Origin of the sequence: Oscillatoria sp. FACHB-1407, assembly GCF_014697545.1 — a bacterium.
GTDB lineage: Bacteria > Cyanobacteriota > Cyanobacteriia > Elainellales > Elainellaceae > FACHB-1407.
In genome coordinates, this window is record NZ_JACJSA010000005.1 from 285887 (window position 1) to 304020 (window position 18134).

The 18134-nt window shown below is 48.6% G+C and carries 15 protein-coding genes; 8 read left to right on the forward strand and 7 right to left on the reverse strand.

The genetic code is table 11. The features are described 5' to 3' along the window. Positions 1-168: 168 nt before the first annotated feature. The 4 genes from H6G89_RS10880 (at position 169) to H6G89_RS10895 (ending at position 7689) form a co-directional block, all read left to right on the forward strand. Entirely contained in the window at positions 169-2676 is a 2508-nt protein-coding gene (locus tag H6G89_RS10880; protein WP_190505914.1) for an SGNH/GDSL hydrolase family protein, read from the forward strand. Between the two features lie 89 nt (positions 2677-2765). Beyond that, positions 2766-3479, forward strand: a complete 714-nt coding sequence (locus tag H6G89_RS36105; RefSeq protein ID WP_305082302.1) for an acyltransferase — start codon at positions 2766-2768, stop codon at positions 3477-3479. Positions 3480-4026: 547 nt separating this feature from the next. Further along, positions 4027-4998 carry a glycosyltransferase family 2 protein gene (locus H6G89_RS10890; protein WP_190505916.1) on the forward strand — a complete coding sequence of 324 codons (972 nt, stop codon included), beginning with the start codon at positions 4027-4029 and terminating at the stop codon, positions 4996-4998. A gap of 1011 nt (positions 4999-6009) precedes the next feature. Next, entirely contained in the window at positions 6010-7689 is a 1680-nt protein-coding gene (locus tag H6G89_RS10895; RefSeq protein ID WP_190505918.1) for a GMC oxidoreductase, read from the forward strand. Positions 7690-7779: 90 nt separating this feature from the next. Here H6G89_RS10895 and ftsH4 read toward each other — a convergent pair whose 3' ends face one another. The 3 genes from ftsH4 to petH all read right to left on the reverse strand — a co-directional run bounded on the left by ftsH4 (position 7780) and on the right by petH (position 11687). After that, entirely contained in the window at positions 7780-9657 is a 1878-nt protein-coding gene (ftsH4, locus tag H6G89_RS10900) for an ATP-dependent zinc metalloprotease FtsH4 (RefSeq protein ID WP_190505925.1), read from the reverse strand. A gap of 434 nt (positions 9658-10091) precedes the next feature. Next, positions 10092-10289: a DUF2949 domain-containing protein gene (locus tag H6G89_RS10905; RefSeq protein WP_190505927.1), complete on the reverse strand. Its 198-nt coding sequence runs from the start codon at positions 10287-10289 to the stop codon at positions 10092-10094. Positions 10290-10472: 183 nt separating this feature from the next. Next, a complete protein-coding gene (petH, locus tag H6G89_RS10910) occupies positions 10473-11687 on the reverse strand; it encodes a ferredoxin--NADP reductase (RefSeq protein ID WP_190505929.1) in 1215 nt (404 codons plus the stop codon). 625 nt (positions 11688-12312) lie between these two features. Here petH and H6G89_RS10915 point away from each other — a divergent pair. Further along, positions 12313-13320, forward strand: a complete 1008-nt coding sequence (locus H6G89_RS10915; protein ID WP_190505931.1) for a phosphoribulokinase — start codon at positions 12313-12315, stop codon at positions 13318-13320. 84 nt (positions 13321-13404) lie between these two features. Next, complete coding sequence (locus H6G89_RS10920) at positions 13405-14028, forward strand: TenA family protein (RefSeq protein ID WP_190505933.1); 624 nt, start codon at positions 13405-13407, stop codon at positions 14026-14028. Between the two features lie 238 nt (positions 14029-14266). Here the strand turns inward: H6G89_RS10920 and H6G89_RS10925 are convergent, their stop codons facing one another. The 4 genes from H6G89_RS10925 to folD form a co-directional block, all read right to left on the reverse strand. Beyond that, the gene (locus H6G89_RS10925) at positions 14267-14458 is read right to left on the reverse strand and encodes a hypothetical protein (RefSeq protein ID WP_190505935.1); all 192 of its coding nucleotides are present in this window, start codon (positions 14456-14458) and stop codon (positions 14267-14269) included. A gap of 25 nt (positions 14459-14483) precedes the next feature. Beyond that, complete coding sequence (locus H6G89_RS10930; protein WP_190505937.1) at positions 14484-14936, reverse strand: divergent PAP2 family protein; 453 nt, start codon at positions 14934-14936, stop codon at positions 14484-14486. A 15-nt stretch (positions 14937-14951) separates the two neighbouring features. Further along, positions 14952-15890 (reverse strand): geranylgeranyl diphosphate synthase CrtE, encoded by a 939-nt coding sequence (crtE, locus tag H6G89_RS10935; RefSeq protein ID WP_190505939.1) that lies wholly within the window; start codon positions 15888-15890, stop codon positions 14952-14954. A 102-nt stretch (positions 15891-15992) separates the two neighbouring features. Continuing rightward, positions 15993-16850 (reverse strand): bifunctional methylenetetrahydrofolate dehydrogenase/methenyltetrahydrofolate cyclohydrolase FolD, encoded by an 858-nt coding sequence (gene folD, locus H6G89_RS10940; protein ID WP_190505941.1) that lies wholly within the window; start codon positions 16848-16850, stop codon positions 15993-15995. 195 nt (positions 16851-17045) lie between these two features. Between folD and H6G89_RS10945 the strand changes: the two genes are divergently transcribed. Together H6G89_RS10945 and H6G89_RS10950 are read left to right on the forward strand one after the other, a co-directional pair. After that, positions 17046-17429: a hypothetical protein gene (locus H6G89_RS10945; RefSeq protein ID WP_190505943.1), complete on the forward strand. Its 384-nt coding sequence runs from the start codon at positions 17046-17048 to the stop codon at positions 17427-17429. Between the two features lie 210 nt (positions 17430-17639). Then, on the forward strand, positions 17640-18068 hold the full coding sequence (locus tag H6G89_RS10950; protein ID WP_190505945.1) for an NUDIX hydrolase: 429 nt from the start codon (positions 17640-17642) through the stop codon (positions 18066-18068). The last annotated feature ends 66 nt before the right edge of the window (positions 18069-18134 follow it).

Below are 18134 nucleotides of genomic sequence, written 5' to 3' on the forward strand. Positions count from 1 at the left end.
TGCATTTCACAAACAGTGTCATTAACAGCGATCGCAAGGTTGAGCATAACGGGGTGCAGGAGTTTCACTCCTGGCTGAGGATACAACCTCCACGCCCCCCACTTAACCGCCAAGACGGTTGCTACAGAAGTTCTCAAGTTGGCTACGAACGGAGCTTTTTCTAAACCTATGATTTCAAATTCTACCTCCACGAAGCAGACCACAACGGCTGGTTCAACCCACCGCGCTGGAATTAGTGGCCTATTTGAACAATCACCCTATGAAGGGAAACCGTTCGGATCACCCATTTCATCCACTACAACCTCATTCAGTTTACGTCTCGGCTCCAGTTCTAGCGTCGATCCAACAAAAGTAGTTACTCCTACAGCTAGCCTCGACAGGATTGCCCCTCGTGCCCTATTACGAACTACCAATGTCACTGCTCAGAGCGCAACTCATTTTTTCAGAGTTGTTTATAGCGATCGCGGCAAGATCAACAGACGCACGATCAATTCCAGAGATGTTTTAGTGACGGGTGTAGGTGGATATCGCCAACTGGCTCGTCTGGTCAACGTCCGACTCAATCGCGCAGGCACCTCTGCCACCGCAACCTATCGCATCAATGCCGCAGGAGGAAGCTGGGATGACTCTGATAATGGGGCTTATACCGTGTCAATGTTGCGAGGACAGGTCAGCGATATCAGCCGTAACTTTGTCAGAGCAGGCAGATTGGGTAGATTTCAAGTTGCCGTTCCACAAAGCCCAACCCCCGGTCCAACCAGCCCACCACCAACTGCCAGCCTGACTGCGTCTAACTTTGTCCCAGATGGTGCAACAACCTACAGCTTTGCAGTCACCTACGCTGACGACAGCGCAGTGAGTGCTGCCAGTTTAGGCAATGGAGATGTCCGCGTCACAGGTCCCGGTGGATTCAACCAACTCGCAACCTTCGTGGGTGTTTCCCCCACAGGAGACGGCACCCCCCGCACAGTTACTTACAGCATCACTGCCCCTGGTGGAAGTTGGGACACGGCTGACTTAGGAACCTATACCGTCTCTTTAGAGCCAAATCAGGTTAGCGATACCAGTAATAACTTTGCCGTTGCAGGGACATTGGGCACCTTTGCCGCCGTAGGTGAAATACAGCCTCCCACGGTTAGCGGTTTCGCGGCTCCAACCATCACCGCCAATGCAGGAGACGCTCAGTTCACCGTCACCTATGCGGATAATGCCGGGATCGTTCCTACAAGTGTGGGAAATGGTGATATTCGGGTAACGGGACCCAACGGGTTTAACCAAATCGCCAGTTTTGTCAGCTTTAATGCCAACAGCAATGTGGCTACATACCGTATTGGTGCACCCGGTGGCAGTTGGAGTGCGTTTGACAATGGCAACTATACCGTCGCTGTAGAAGCGGGGCAAATCGTAGACATCAATGGCAATGCGATCGCCCCTGCTACCGCTGGCACTTTCTCGGTCAACTTATCTGGCACCGATGACTCTTCAAACGGCTCTGGAACAGGCAATAACACCATCAATGGTGGCACAGGTAATGACACTGTAAACTATACCTCTGCATCGATAGGGGTGATGGTCAACCTGCAAACCGGACGGACGGTTAAGCCAATTTATGATGGGGCTCTATCGAACACAATCATGCCACTCGGTGACTCCATTACAGCAGGACAGCATACAGTAGATCCTGTTCAAGGAGCCTATCGCATTCAGTTGTATGAGAACTTTGTCAGTGACGGTTTTGCAGTCGATTTTGTGGGTTCGCAAATCAATGGACCGACCTCAAACTTCGATCGCAACCATGAGGGCTATCCCGGTGAAACCATTGACGATATTCGTGGCAGAATTCAAAACGGCTCCATCTCGTTTGATCCTCAACTCAATGCGGTTCTCCTCATGATCGGCACCAATGACACGGGTTCCGAGTTTGTCTCCAATGCCGAAATGGTTGACGATTTGAGTGATCTAATTGACGCAATTACTGCTAGAACTAACGCCCTGGTCGTCGTTTCATCCATCCTTCCCTTAGCCAACGGCACCCGAAATTCTCGCGCTCAAACCTACAACAGCTCTATTCCAGGACTGGTCAACACCAAAGTCTCTCAAGGCAAGCGGGTCACATTTGCTAATGTGGGGGGAGCTTTGACAACGGGCGATCTCAACAGTGATGGCATCCACCCAACAGCCGCAGGGTACGATGAATTGGGTACCCTCTGGTACAACGCCATCACCGATCGCGATACTCTGACCAGCATCGAGAACGTGATCGGCACTAACTTAGCTGACACCATCATTGGTAACGGCGATGCCAACATTATCACTGGAGGGGGTGGAAGCGATCGCCTCGGTGGTGGCAACGGCGCAGATACCTTTGTCTACCGCAATGCTGCTGAAGGGGGAGACACCATCATTGATTTCACCAGTTCTGACTTTATCCAGATCTCTGCCGCTGGGTTTGGTAGTGGATTGGTCGCTGGCACCAGCCTCAGCACCACTGCCTCAGCTACAGGGGTGTTGGTCAACGGCGCAACTGCTATTAGCAATGACCCAACTTTCCTCTATAGTGGGGGTACGCTGTCATTTGACGCGGATGGTGCAGGTGCAGGTGCAGCCGTGACGATCGCCGTATTGTCGGGTGGTCCCGCCACGCTGACGACCAGTCAGTTCAATATTGTTGCTTAACCACGTTGTCTGATGCCTCATAAACTGTAGGGGCGTCGCGATCGCCCCTACTAACCCCGATCATGTCCGCTCACTCCACTGCTGAATGCATGGATACTAAGAAACCGTCCACCCCTGCTCCACGCTGGTCACGTCGCCAAGAATCTATCAGGCTTGCCCTGGTCGGAGGAATGCCGTTACAAATCGGATTTGCCCTGCGGCGCATCCTCTACCGCTCACTGTTTGCTCAGATGGGGAGTTCACCCTACATTCAAACTGGCGTAGAATTCACCCGTGCGGTCTATATGGAACTGGGCGATCGCGTCAAGGTATTACGCGATGTCCGGCTTGATTGTGCGGATGCCAGTAGCAAGATCTCCCTCAAAAACGATGTCTGCCTGGATCGAGGGGTAGACATCAAAGCTCAGCGCAACTGTCAAATTGAAATTGGAGAATCTACCTATTTAGGTGCCTACGTTTGCATCGCTGGGCCTGGCTCCATCCGCATTGGCAAAGACTGTTTGATTGCAGCCCAATCGGGCTTATTTGCTAGCAATCACACCTTTGACAAACTGGATATCCCCATCCGTAAACAGGAACCTACATTCAAAGGCATTGTGATTGAAGATGATTGCTGGCTTGGCACAGGAGTCAAAGTCTTAGACGGTGTCACAATCGGTAAGGGCAGTGTGATTGGGGCAGGTGCCGTTGTCACGAAAGACATTCCACCTTACTCAATCGCGGTGGGTGTGCCCGCCAAAATCGTTGGAACACGAACAGCCAATGCAGATCGTGAGCCTCTCATGAACGTTAGCGTTGAATAATGCCCGTTGAGCCGGATTAAACGCTGCTGTTGCTTGATCTCCCCTACGTCCTCTTGCAAAGAAACCCAAGCAAGAGCCTGAAGTCCCCTTGTTAAAGAATTGAGCAAGTTTTGAGTAGTCCTATTTAGGAAAGGATGGGACTAAGAGAGCAAGAGTGTGAGGGTGTGAGCATGGACATTTCGCACTCTCACACTCTCTCACCATCCTTCCCTCCAGGACACTACCAAGTTTTGGACTCTTATTTGAAATCTGCGTACGTAGTAGCTTTTCGAGGGGGCCAACGTTTCACACTTTAAGTGCGTAAGTCCTAAATGTGCCGCTCATGTGTCTCTTTAAGAACAAGTTTCATCATAAAAATTGGCACAGTTTAATGGATAAAGCGATCGCTGAAATCCTACCGTAGACAGGCTTTACGCCAAATTTTTTCTTGTTCTAAACAAAGATTATAAGGTTTGTAAAAAACTTTCAATAGGATTTTGTGAACCTCATACTATGCGAAACAAGGGGGCGATACACTGGGTTTATATTCTTAACCTCGTGTATCAAGATGACTACATTGTTAAGTATTGCAATTCCAACCTATAACAGAGCGCACCTTTTAGATCAACAGCTCGCCTGGCTTTCAAATGCTATCCAGGGATTTGAGTCTCAGTGTGAGATTATTATTTCAGATAATTGTTCAACAGATAATACTTCGGAAATTATCCAGAAGTGGCTGCCCCACTTTGAGAAAAGTGCCCTATGGATTAACCGCAATCCCGCGAATATTGGTGCTGTCAAAAACATTGCATATTGCATCAGTGTGGCTCGCGGAAAGCATGTCTGGATCATCAGTGATGACGACCGGATGAACGAAAAGGCATTGCCCTATGTGCTCAATACCCTGTCTAACACCCCCGACCTAGGATTGTTAGTGCTTAACTACTCAGGTCGCAATCCCAAAACAGGAGAACTGAGCTACGAGGCTTGCTTTAACCTCAGTATGGACATCTCTAGCAGTATTGGCAGACCTATTTTTGAAAAATGTCTGGAGGAACGAGCCGGTGCTGGTTTGGCTTTGACAACCGCTCTCGTCTATCGCACTGACCTGGTTCGTTGGGCACTGTTTGATTGGCACGATGGAATTAGTAACTTCTTTGTGCAACTTTACTGGACTGCATTTTGTGCATTACATGGAAGTATGCTGGTGACTGGCGATCGCTACTTTGAATGCACCACAAACGAACATCACTTTACTACCAAGCCTGAACTTTACGTTCAAGCAAAATATGCTGATCTCTCAGCAATTTACTTTAAGTTGATAGACATGGGGTTTTCTTACGAGCTGTGTAAAAAACTGATTGTCAGTCGCTTTAAGCAGATGAAGCCAAAGCTATTGTTAAAGGCACTTTCGAGACGCCCAGCCGCAATGGCGATCGCACTCATCAACATTCTTGGCTTAGTAGTCAAGATTCACTGGGTCGGTTTACACAAACCCGCAGAGGCTCCTGCCCTGACCAGTACCGATACAGCCTACTAAGAGAACAGCTCTACAATCGCCCAACTTTGGAAGAGGGGCTTCAACCCCTGACTGTCTGACAAATCATGCTTGGTGATTGAAGCGCAGCGATAGGAGTAAAATCCACCGACGCGGGTTATAGAGAACGCTGATGCTTTAGTCTCGCGAGCAAACTTCGACCGGATAGGTGCGAATTCAATTTGCCAGCCACAGCAGGGGATATGGCTTTGGTCAGAAAGTTTAGGACAAGGGCAATGGCTCAAATCCTGTACTGGAAAAGCTTTCTGACTCGCCCCCGCCCCCTCAAATGTGACTACGGCTATATCAGAAGTTTCAGAACTACAGAAGCGGGGATCAACTCACTACAACACTTCTAGACCTTAAAGTTCATCTGAGCTATCAGCTCTAAAATACACTTTTTATAGTGTTAAAACAGTTGTGCAGACACATCGCACCAACTCTGTAAAGACAAACTGTAGTAGCAATTTGTGCTAATAAATATTGCAAACAAATAGTGCAGAGGAGTTTGTAAAAAAAGCCAAACGATCCTTTTGCACAGCCACTTGATCAGGAAAGTTTAAAGGTAAGTTTGGGTAGGATGGCTTTTGCAATCCAAAATAGAATTGCTATAACAGTTTAAGACAAGCTGAGAAAGGAACATTTCTCAGAGCATGTAGCCCTAAGTACTGCTATTCATGGACAGAGCTTGGAAATAAAACCAGGGGGTGTGGGGGCTGTGACTCCAGCCAGGGGTTCCACCCCTGAACCCCAAATTCCCACCCCTATTTACGACGAGTTGTACTAAGCACGACTTTTGTAGCCAAACAGGTTTACAGACTCAATTAGGATGTTGTGGCGTTTAACCTGGAGATTTTTCAATATTTCCTTAAATCCACAGTTGTTCCTGGCGATGAACCATGAAGAATCGATGAAACTAAATTTTCCCGTTATCAACGCCTCAAATTTTGATTCATAGTATGGGCAGTAAAAGTTGGCACCCAGATTTATCTTCTCAAGAGGACTGAATGATTTATGATAATTGACGCCCACACCTTAGCTGCTGGTGAAACTGTTGAAACAGATGTGTGTATTGTTGGTTCTGGACCAGCTGGTTTAGCACTGGCAGTAGAGCTGGCAGGACAAAATTTTCGGGTTGCTTTGCTTGAAAGTGGTGGGCTAGAAGAACCAAATGCCGCAACTCAAGACTTGAGTAAGGGTAAAACAGCCCCGGGCTACCCCGACTTAGACATTACCTATAATCGCCGTTTTGCCGGAACCTCCAACATTTGGCATATCCAGGTTGGCGAAGGAGAGATGGGGGCAAGATTTGTTCCCTTCAATGAAACAGATTTTGAAGAGAGAGCCGACATTCCCTACAGCGGTTGGTGTATTACTCGACAGGATCTCGATCCGTTTTATGAACGGGCTCAAAGTATTTGCAAGCTCGGTCCATATAATTATGAACCTGACTACTGGAAAGACGCTAACACCCCAACGCTAGAGTTTAAGAGCGATCGCATCAAGACCATCGTTTGCCAATTTACTCGACTTAACAAATTCATCCCCGAAAATCGAGCTGTAGTCGAACAAGCCAGCAACATCACAGCTTATCTCCATGCAACAGTTGTAGAAATCGAAACCAACGACACAGCAGAAGCCGTCACCCGCTTGCGAGTTGCCTCTGCACCGGGGAAAGAGTTTGGTGTAGTCGCTAAGCTGTTTATTCTGGCGACAGGGGGGATTGAAGTTCCACGTTTATTACTGGCATCCAATCGCGTTCAAAAAGAAGGATTGGGTAATCAACACGACTTAGTTGGGCGGTTCTTTATGGATCACCCCTGTTACCTCGGTGGATTGTGGTATCCCGCCAGTCCACAACTGTTTAACACGACTAGTTTCTATGACATCCGCCGAGTCAAAGGAACACCAATCATGGCGCGGTTGGTCCTGGCTGAAGAGGTCGTGCGCAAAGAAGGGATCATGAACGTGTTTGGGTTTCTGCATCCTCGCACGGCGGGCTACCGCTCCCGTGTATTGCAGTCACTACGAACACTGACTCAATCCCTGCGGAAAGGTAAGCTTCCCAAACAAGCGGGTCGTCATCTTGGCACTGTGCTAGGAGGTGTAGGCGACATTATTTCTATTACCTGGAAACGGCTCCAGCAACCTAAAGTTGACCTCACTCGCGCTGACAAAGGGGGATGGTCGTCCTTACCTCAAAAGGACAAAGTCTTCACTTGCTTTGAGATGTTTCTCTCCGCTGAGCAGGTACCCGATCCCGAAAAGCGGATTACATTGATGGATGAGCGTGACGCCTTAGGACGTCCTCGTGTGAAACTCGATTGGAATTGGAAGCATCCAATCGATATCCACACCATTAAACGGGCACAGGATATTTTCAAAGAGGAAATTGAAAAGGCAGGTTTGGGGCGATTGGACGTTATCCGAGATGACAATGATCTTCCCTACATGACTGCTGCCAGTGCCCACCACCTCATGGGAACGACCCGGATGCACCCCGATCCAAAACAGGGGGTTGTAGATGAGAACTGCCGAGTACATGGAGTCTCTAACTTGTTTATCGCCAGCAGTGCTGTTTTCCCAACAGGAGGGCAGGTAAACCCAACCCTGACGATCGTGGCAATGTCCATTCGTCTGGCAGATCACATTAAAGCCGTGATGGCATCTCAAATGGTTGGTGCGGAACGATAAAAGACAGAAAAGGTGGAGTTTTTTAGAAAAACTCCACCTTCTCAAATGTCAGCTTGCAAAGGGTTTGTGTTACAAGCCCTGATAAGACGCTTAGACTTGTGCCATTGTGGGGCTAGGAACGGGTTTGACCTGTGCCAACAAGTCGTGTAGTTCTGGTCCCTCAATGACCTCAGTCTCCAGCAGTTTGGTGGAGATCGACTCCAACAAATCGCGGTTCTGATTCAGGATGTCCAGTGCGTGTTGGTGCGCCTCTTCAACGATCGCCTTCACTTCTTTGTCGATCGCTTCAGCCGTTTGAGCACTGACCATGCGGCGAGGGTTGGGGGCTTCACCACCCAGGAACATATTCTGTTGTCCCTGTTGATAAGCCAGCGGTCCTAACACTTTGCTCATGCCATAGGTCGTGACCATTCGCTCTGCCAAATCGGTGGCTCGTTGTAAGTCATTAGAAGCACCCGTGGTGATGCTGCCAAAGACGACTTCCTCCGCCGATCGCCCGCCCAACATCGTGGCAATCTGTCCCCGTAGTTCAGTTTCGCTCAGCAAGAAGCGATCTTCTGTAGGGAGTTGCAGGGTATAGCCCAACGCTGCCATTCCGCGTGGCACGATAGAGATTTTCTCGACCTTGTTGCTTCCTGGTATCACCGCACCCACTAGGGCATGCCCGACTTCGTGGTAAGCCACAATCTTCTTCTCTTTTTCATTGAGAACGCGGCTCTTCTTCTCCAGACCCGCCACAACACGTTCAATCGCTTCGGCAAAATCAGCCTGAGACACGTCTTGCCGCTGATTTCGAGCAGCTAGCAACGCTGCTTCGTTCACCAGGTTTGCCAGATCGGCTCCAGCAAAACCGGGTGTTCGAGTGGCGATCGCCTTCAGATCAACATCCTTACCCAGTCTCACTTCCTTCGCGTGGATTTCTAAAATCGCCAACCGTCCAGAGAGATCGGGGCGATCGACCAACACCTGGCGATCAAAACGACCGGGACGAAGCAATGCGGGATCAAGACTTTCGGGGCGGTTAGTAGCCGCTAACACGATCACGGTCTTATCCCCAGCCGCAAACCCATCCATCTCAGTCAGCAACTGGTTCAAGGTTTGTTCCCGCTCATCGTTGCCGCCATAGAAGCCACCGGAGGCACGCGACTTTCCGATCGCATCTAACTCATCAATAAAGATGATACAGGGGGCTTGTTTCTTAGCTTGCTCAAACAGATCCCGAACCCGTGAGGAGCCAACCCCTACAAACAGTTCAACAAACTCTGAACCTGAAATACTGAAGAAAGGAACACCTGCCTCTCCAGCCACCGCCTTTGCCAACAGCGTTTTCCCAGTTCCCGGAGGACCAACGAGCAACACACCCTTGGGAATGCGAGCACCAATTTGGGTAAACCGCTTGGGTTCTTTCAAAAAATCAACAATCTCAACCAACTCCAGTTTGGCTTCCTCGACCCCGGCTACATCGGCAAAGGTAACTTTGTTGGCATCCCCTTCAACGTAAACCTTAGCACGACTCTTGCCAATTGACAGTACGCCCTGCTGACCACCGGCACCGCGATTAATAAAGAATTGCCAAATGGCAACAAAAATCAGCGGCGGAATCACCCACCCTAACAGGCTCGTAAACCAACCATTTTTGGCAGGAGGGGCAGCAGCAAACTCAACCCCTTTTGCTTCTAACAACTTTGGCAGTTCCAGGTCGAAAATGGGAGTAGTCGCTAGAACCTGATTGGGCTGTTCTGCCTCTGGCTTCAATTGGTAGCGAATTTGTTCTTGCCCAACAGATACTCTCGACACCTCACCCTCTTGAACCTGATGAATGAACAAGCTGTAAGGCACTTGAGGAATCTGAGGACCAAAGAAAATAGGTAAGACAATATTCGCCAACAAAAATAAGCCAGACACGAGCAACAGGATGTTGCCAATGATGCGAGAGCGTGGGGGCTTTGGTTGTTCTTTAATCGGCATTAGTGTTCGATGCTCCTTATTATGAGCTTTTTCAAAAAAATAAGCTTATGAGGGTGACTCATGATCTCTCAGCACTAAGAGTTACGAAACACCACAGAAATCTACAATTTGTAAATTCCTCTCATTAACCATTTTAGAATGCTCGATTCAATTGGATTGACGGTTTTAGGCGATCGCAGGGTGTTGATAACCGGACAAGCAGAAGATGAGAGATGAGAGATAAAGGATGAAAGATGAGGGATAAAGGATGAAAGATGAGACGGGTGGTGTTCCAAACCTGTTGATAACCTCTGTAAGACCCCCTGTAGTCCCCCTTGGTAAGGGGGACGGCGACAGCCGGGGGTTAGTAGCAACAGATCTGAAATACTACCAAAGCCTTTTACACCTTCATCTCTGTGTTCTAGCCCTCAGCCTTTATCCTTATATCCCTTTACTCAAACCGTTTCCATCCAGTCAAACACCTGATTCAACTGCTCTAAGGTAATCAGCCCATATTGCCAGAGCACCATCGGCAACAAGTTCGATTCAGCTTCCTGATGTCGTAGACCCATAGCGATCGCTGACGCAGGTACGGCTAACTCGTTCTTTAAAAAATTGATGAGTAACGCTTGTTTTGTAGATTCGCTGGCCATAACATCAAGTCCTAAGATAAATGATGTGTTTGTAAAGTTTTGTATTAATTTCTCAGTTTACATTACGGTGATTATAACGAGAAGAGGCATTTTCGGGAATTGACCTTAAGTCTTAGCTGAATAAAAAGATCCCCGATTTCTCAAAGGAAATCGGGGATCTGATAGATATATCTCGTTTAATGATTAGTAGGTTTCAACGTGCCAGCGTTCCTTAATCGATCGCTGGTACTCCTTCCAAACCACTCCTTCCTTAGCCGCAGCATTGGTCATCGCTTCATCGATGCCATCCTCCATACCCTTCAATCCACAGATGTAAGTATGGGTCTTCTCATCTTTAACCATGCTCCAGATCTCATCGGCGTGCTCCGCAACGCGATGCTGGATATACATTCTGCCGCCTTCCACATTCTTCTGCTCACGGCTAATCGCGTAAGTCAAACGGAAGTTGTCAGGATACTTGGCTTGCAACTCTTCCAACTCTTCTTTATAGAGAATGTTTGGAGTGGTGGGGATACCAAAGATGAGCCAGGCAAATCCTTTGAACTGGTAGTCAGGATTGGCTTGTCTTTCAGCATCTTTGAACATGCGCCAGAGGTATGCCCGGAAGGGCGCAATTCCTGTCCCCGTTGCCAACATGATGATCTTTGCATCAGGGTCGCTCGGCAACAGCATCTCTTTACCAACCGGACCTGTAATCTTGACATCTGCCCCTACTGGGAGATTACAGAGGAACGTTGAGCAAACACCATATACCGTTTCGTTGGTTTCAGGATGCTTATATTCAAGCTGACGCACACACAATGAAATCGTCTTGTCATCTACCGCATCCCCATGGCGAGTTGAGGCGATTGAATAAAGACGCAACTTGTGAGGTTTGCCCTTGTCGTCTGTTCCGTCGGGAATAATGCCAATACTTTGGCCTTCCAAATAACGCAGATCTCCAGCGGAGATGTCAAACGTCAAATGTTGAACAATCCCAATACCACCTTCTTGAACCAGTGGCTCATTCGAAATGCATTTGCCTACAAAGGGGGCATTTGGACGGTAAATATTGACAGGGATATCAGTGGACTTAGCTTTTGCTTGAGTCATGGGCTTACTCTCTGCTGGTTTCGGTTGTTCTGGTTGAGCATTTGATGTCGCCACTGTCCCATTGGCTACGCTCTCAGCAGTTACGGCGCGGATACTGACAATCCTACCGCCCATACGAGTAATTCGTTGCATTTCCTGATTCATGCGGGAGTAGGGCACAGTGATAAACACGCTGCCGCTGCGCCGAATCGGATAGTCCAATTTGTCAGTTTCTTGATTCTGGCGTAGCCCTTCCACTTCATAAACAAAGAGACGGCTACCAGAGGGGGAATTGGCAGACCCACCTGCTGCGCTTGGATTGTACATTTTCTAAATCAGTAACTCCCTTAACCCAAATAAAGCACGAATAGTAATGTGCCTTTTTTCACCGCATGTCAGTTTCATTCACGGAGCTTAATCCGCAGATGTTTAGTCCTGACCTGTAATAGCGTAGCATTAGGGACGTGTGCGACTAAAGATGGTGACCGTAGAGAAAATCTAACGGTTGCTCCCGCTTCAGGATATCCAGCAATTTGACAAAAGAATGTCAATCTCGGATCAATTTCATCTTTTTTTAAATGCCCCATTGCCCTTAGCATAGTGAATAGGCAATATGATTTTTTCTCCTGTAGGGTTCATCTTGTTGCTGGGATCACATTCTGATAAGATTTACGATATTGGTTAGTAGTAAATACCTACCAGTAAAGTTTTAAGCCCTCTCGCTCACAACAGTGCTTGATTGTGACGGCACCAGTTGCGATGATGTTTGAGGGTTTTGTTAATGGCTTGCAGACGCTGGTTTCAGCGAGTCGAGCCTCAAGACTTAATAAGAAGGGTGTGCAACTTTCTCTAGGGGTACTTGTACACGTTGCTTCTAATGGCCTCAAGGTCTGAGGTTGATTTAGTTAGGAGTTGGTTCAGCGAGTTGTTGTATTTGTTTTAGAGGGAAGCTATGACCAGTCAGCCAGATCGTGTGGTTCTAATTGGGGTTGCCGGGGATTCCGGCTGCGGTAAATCAACATTCCTACGCCGTTTGGCTGATTTGTTTGGGGAAGAGTTGATGACGGTGATTTGCCTAGACGATTACCACAGTCTGGACCGCAAACAACGGAAAGTAGCGGGTGTAACGGCACTGAACCCTCAAGCAAATAACTTTGATTTGATGTATGAGCAAATCAAAGCACTGAAAGAAGGAAACGTCATTGATAAGCCGATTTACAATCACGAAACCGGGATGATTGATCCCCCTGAAAAGGTTCACCCTAACCGGATTGTGGTAATCGAGGGCTTGCATCCGATGTATGACGAACGGGTGCGATCGCTCCTTGACTTCAGCGTCTACCTGGATATCGACGACGAGGTGAAGATCGCCTGGAAGATCCAGCGTGACATGGCTGAGCGTGGTCACACCTACGAAGACGTATTGGCATCGATCAATGCGCGTCGTCCTGACTTCATGGCATACATTGACCCACAAAAGCAACATGCTGATGTGGTGATTCAGATTCTGCCCACCAAACTGATCAAAGACGACAAAGAGCGCAAGGTGTTGCGCGTTCGTCTGATCCAAAAAGATGGGATCGAAGGATTTGAACCTGTTTACCTGTTTGATGAAGGCTCCACAATTGACTGGATTCCTTGTGGTCGCAAACTAACCTGCTCGTGGCCCGGAATTCGGATGTTCTATGGACCTGACACCTACATGGGTAACAGTGTTTCTATGCTAGAAGTCGATGGTCAGTTTGATAAGCTCGAAGAGTTAATCTACATTGAGAGCCACTTGAGCAATACCTCGACCAAGTACTACGGTGAGATGACTGAGTTGCTGTTAAAGCACCGTGAATATCCCGGTTCTAACAATGGTAGTGGTCTGTTCCAGGTATTAGTTGGCTTAAAGATGCGAGCTACCTATGAAAAATTAGTGGGTGCAGTTCCTGCGGTAGCCGCTGCTTCTAACTAATCGTTTGCTTCTTGTTAACTTTCAGATCCCCGGAATCTTCGAGATTCCGGGGATCTAGTGTTTGTGCATGACGAGGAATGAACAATGTCGATCGCAGAAACCCTATGGCAAGCCAATCATGATCTGGCGATCGCCTCTCTTAAAACGGCGTTCGTCCAGGGGATTGGCGACGGAACGTTGCCCCGCGAAAAATTTGCCTACTATGTAGGGCAAGATGCCTTCTTTTTAGAAGCCTTTGCCCGTGCTTACAGCATTGCTGCTGCAAAAGCCCCCGATTGGGAGGGGTTTGGTGTGTTCCATCAGCTTGCCGAAGGGGTCTTACAAGAGTTGCGTCTGCACCAGAGTTATGCCGATCAGTGGGGGGTAAAGATTCAGGCTGTAACGCCTGGAGTTGTGACTCGCCGCTATACCGACTTTTTACTGGCGATCGCCTGGAGTCAGGATGTGGGTGTGACCACAGTAGCAATGTTGCCCTGTATGCGTCTGTATGCTTTTTTGGGACAGGAGTTAGCAAAGCCCGAAATTCCCAATCACCAATACTCCGATTGGATTCGGACTTACAGTAGTGCAGAGTTTGAGCCATTAGTACAACAGTTGGCTCAACTGGCAGAGCGTTACACCACTGCGAATACACTGGCAAATTCTACGTATCGTTATGCGATGGAATGCGAACGGGATTTCTTTGATGCAGCGTGGGAGTTAGGTTAACGTCAGTTCGGTTTAAGGAGATTTCTGAGAAAGAATTTACCAGTCGATTTCTGGTAGGGGCGTTTCGCGAAACGCCTTTACAGGTATTTTGTTTCCTGGAAATCTCCCAAAAGCCCGGCGACTGAATTGGCGGCTATTGGAGCGAAGCCCGCGTAGCTTTGACTGCGAGGTTAAATCGGTGGCGACCCCTGCTACGCGACGGTCTTTTTGACCCAGTCGGAATCGGTCTGCCCTTCTCTCAACATACAAGGCGGACTGAGGTTTGAACCTGCGTAGGCATGTTTTGTTCTGGTAGCGTTCGGCTGAGGCTCACGCCGAAGTCTGCGGTTTTAACCGTCAATCCCCTAACCGTCAGATGCACCCCTGACATGGGGAAAGCTTCCTGACTCACCTCCACCCCATCAAATGTGACTACGGTTTTAACCGCCAAAATTCTGGTTCCGAACTTGTCCTCATCAATAAGCTGGGCTGGCTAACCAGGAAATCGCCGCTCCCAGCAATGACCCGGCAAAGACTTGAACCGGGGTATGTCCGAGCAATTCCTTCAGGCGATCTTCGTTAATTGAGCTATCGTGAAACAGTTCATCGACGATCTGGTTCAGCAGTCGTGCTTGCTTGCCAGCCGCTTGCCGGACACCCGCCGCATCATACATAACGATTACCGCAAAAATGATGGCGATCGCAAACTCTGAGGTTTCCCAACCTACAGTTTGCCCGACACCAAAGGCAAGAGAAGTCACCAACGCCGAATGGGCACTGGGCATTCCTCCCGTCTCAACCAGGGTACGAAAGTTAACCTTGCCATGACGGACTAATTCAACGACGACTTTGAGAACCTGAGCAATAATACAGGCAATCAATGCAACCAAAAGGACATGGTTGTCGAGGATATGGCTAATGTCCTGCATAGGAGTTGTTTGTTTTTAATGGGTGCGAGCGGTAATAAAGTCAGCGATCGCCATGAGTGGGAGAGCTTTGTCTCCAAACCCCTCTAACTGTGCTTTTGCATCGGTCACTAGCTGATTTGCCTGACGTTTTGATTCATCAATGCCCCAAAAGCTCGGATAGGTCGCTTTCTGCGCTTGCAGGTCTTTACCAGCCGTCTTTCCTAGCTCTTCCTGGGTTGCCGTAATATCCAACACATCATCCACAATTTGAAAGGCAAGTCCAATATCTTGAGCGTAAGCCGACAGGCGTTGTTGGTCTAACTCCGATGCTCCGGCTAGAATTGCCCCACACACCACCGAAGCCTCCAACAGTGCCCCCGTTTTGTGACGATGAATAAAATTAAGCGTCTCCAGCGACACATTCGGATTGCCTTCAGAGTCTAAGTCAACGACCTGACCACCGACTAACCCGGCAGCACCAACCGCTTTACCCAGGTGAGCAATCACCTTGAGAACGCGATCGGCAGGTACTCCACGCGTTTGAGCCGCGATGAATTCAAACGCATACGCCAACAAGCCGTCCCCTGCCAGAATTGCGATATCTTCCCCATAGACCTTGTGGTTCGTAAGCTTGCCACGACGATAGTCATCATTGTCCATAGCAGGCAAATCATCGTGGATCAACGACATCGTATGAATCATCTCCAGCGCACAGGCAGTCGGCAGTGCCATCTCAGTGGTGCCACCCACCAACTCACAAGTCGCCAGACAAAGGATGGGGCGTAGTCGCTTGCCACCCGCCAATAAGGAATAGCGCATTGACTCATAAATCTTGTCAGGATAGACGATCGCAATCGACTGGTCTAAAGCTGACTCTACTGTGACTTGACGCTGGGCAAGATAGGTTGACAGGTCAAACGTTGACACTGAGGGTATTGAGTCTGTTACTGCTGTTCCTTGATGCTGTGTCGTCATATCCTCACCACTATTTCAAACTCTGCTTCAAACTCTGCGCTTCGGGTTAACCAAGACAAGCGGCTGCAAATCGCTTTATAAGTTTCCATAATCGCATGTCTGCTACAGCCGTTGACGATAACTCCACACTGTATTGTGTAACAGCATGGTTACAGTCATCGGCCCAACTCCACCTGGAACTGGAGTAATCCATCGCGCCACAGCTTTGACCGCATCAAAATCAACATCACCTACCAAACGGCTGCCCTGCTCCTCACTCAGCCGATTGGTGCCAACATCAATCACCGCTGCACCAGGTTTCACCATATCAACAGTCACTAACCCAGGACGCCCTGCGGCAGCTACTAAAATATCGGCAGTTCGAGTAATACTTCCTAAGTCAGGAGTCCGAGAGTGAGCAATGGTCACCGTCGCATCCGCGGCTAGCAGCATCATAGCTAGAGGCTTACCCACCAAGCTGCTACGCCCAATGATAACAGCCTGTTTCCCTGACGTCTCAATGTTGTATTCCTTGAGCAAGCGCATCACCCCTGCCGGGGTACAACTCCGCAGCCCTTGCTCTCCTCGCAACAATCGCCCCATGTTGAGCGGGTGTAAGCCATCTGCATCCTTATCTGGATCAATGTGGTTAAGCAATACGGATGCGTCTAGATGATCGGGAAGGGGCAACTGCACTAAGATGCCATCGACGTTGTCGTTGTGATTAAGATCAGAGATGACCTGTTTCAACTCGGCTTCACTGGTCATTGTGGGGAAATGTTGTCCAAACGAGTTGATACCGACTTTGGCACAGGCTCGCTCCTTATTTCTTACATACGTCAAGCTTGCAGGATTATCCCCTACCATCAACACTGCCAACCCTGGAGGACGACCCATCTTGGGCCCCAGAGTCTGAACCTGCTCCAGTAGACCCGCCTGAATTTTTTGAGCAAGCCCCTTGCCATCAAGAATGTCAGCCATGTCAGAATCAACCTCAGTTCAAAGAAAAACGGTCTAGTCTTGAATGTTTTTGAATTACAAATATGCCCAATCTGGTAGTAGGTTAATCACTCAACGCTGTCCTAGCTGAGAGTAGGGCGAATCAAACCACAGAAATCAGCAGTAAATCTTGAATAAAGAAATACAAATCATTATTAAAGCAAGCTTGGGAGTGTAATGGTAAGAGATAAACTTCAGCAGTTCAGTAGACTACTAATCGTGGTGGGACTATGCGGTTGTAGTCAGCTAAATTTTGGGGCGTTGGGGTTGCAATTGCCGGGAAGTGTTAAGCCAATTCGCGATCTGCACAGTGAACCCAATGTCGATTCGGTTGTTTCTCTGCGGGGGCAAGTGGGCGATCGCATTCCTCTGATCGAAGCTCAAGTTTATCAATTGCGGGATCAGACTGGCACAGTTTGGGTGCTAACTACTAATCCCATCGATCAATCAGGTGGCACAGTTGCAATCCGGGGACAGGTTCGCTTCCAAAGTATTCCCTTAGCAGGACGGGAGCAGGGGGAAGTTTACATTGAGGAGATTGAGCGGTGGGTAGAGGAATAGGGAGGAGAGATAAAAATGAAAAGAGAAGAGGGAAAAGGAAAGAAAGAAGAGGGAAACCGTAAAAAATTGGGAGGATGCTGGTAGGGTGCTGATGGCGTCGGTGCAACCTGTCTGGCAAAATGCCTGACTGTTCACTGTTGCCCACCGTCTCCCAATCATTGACGATAAACCTGCGACGATTACCACTGCCCTGACTTTTTCTGTTTGACTATGCAAAAGCCAATTGAGGTGGCGATCGCCATTTTGCACCAAGACAACCAATTTCTGATGCAGCTCCGCGACAACATTCCAGGGATCATTTACCCAGGACACTGGGGCTTTTTTGGAGGTCACCTTGATCCCGGTGAGACTCCAGACACAGCTATTTGGAGAGAGTTAGCCGAAGAAATTGAATACACTCCGCCAGATCTGGCAAAATTCAAGACGTATGATACGGATGAAGTGATTCGTCATGTCTATGTTGCACCATTGGTGGTGGCAGTGGATGCACTGCACTTACACGAAGGCTGGGATTTGGGCTTGTTGTCAGTTGAGGACATCCATCGAGGCGATCGCTATTCTGCTAAAGCCAACCAGGTCTGCCCCCTGGGGAAACCTCATCAACAAATCCTGTTAGATTTTATGGCTCAGAGCCTTTAAATGATACAAATGTACTATTATTTAGTAGGCAAATGGCTCATCCCCCAAATGAGCTGATCTAACCCC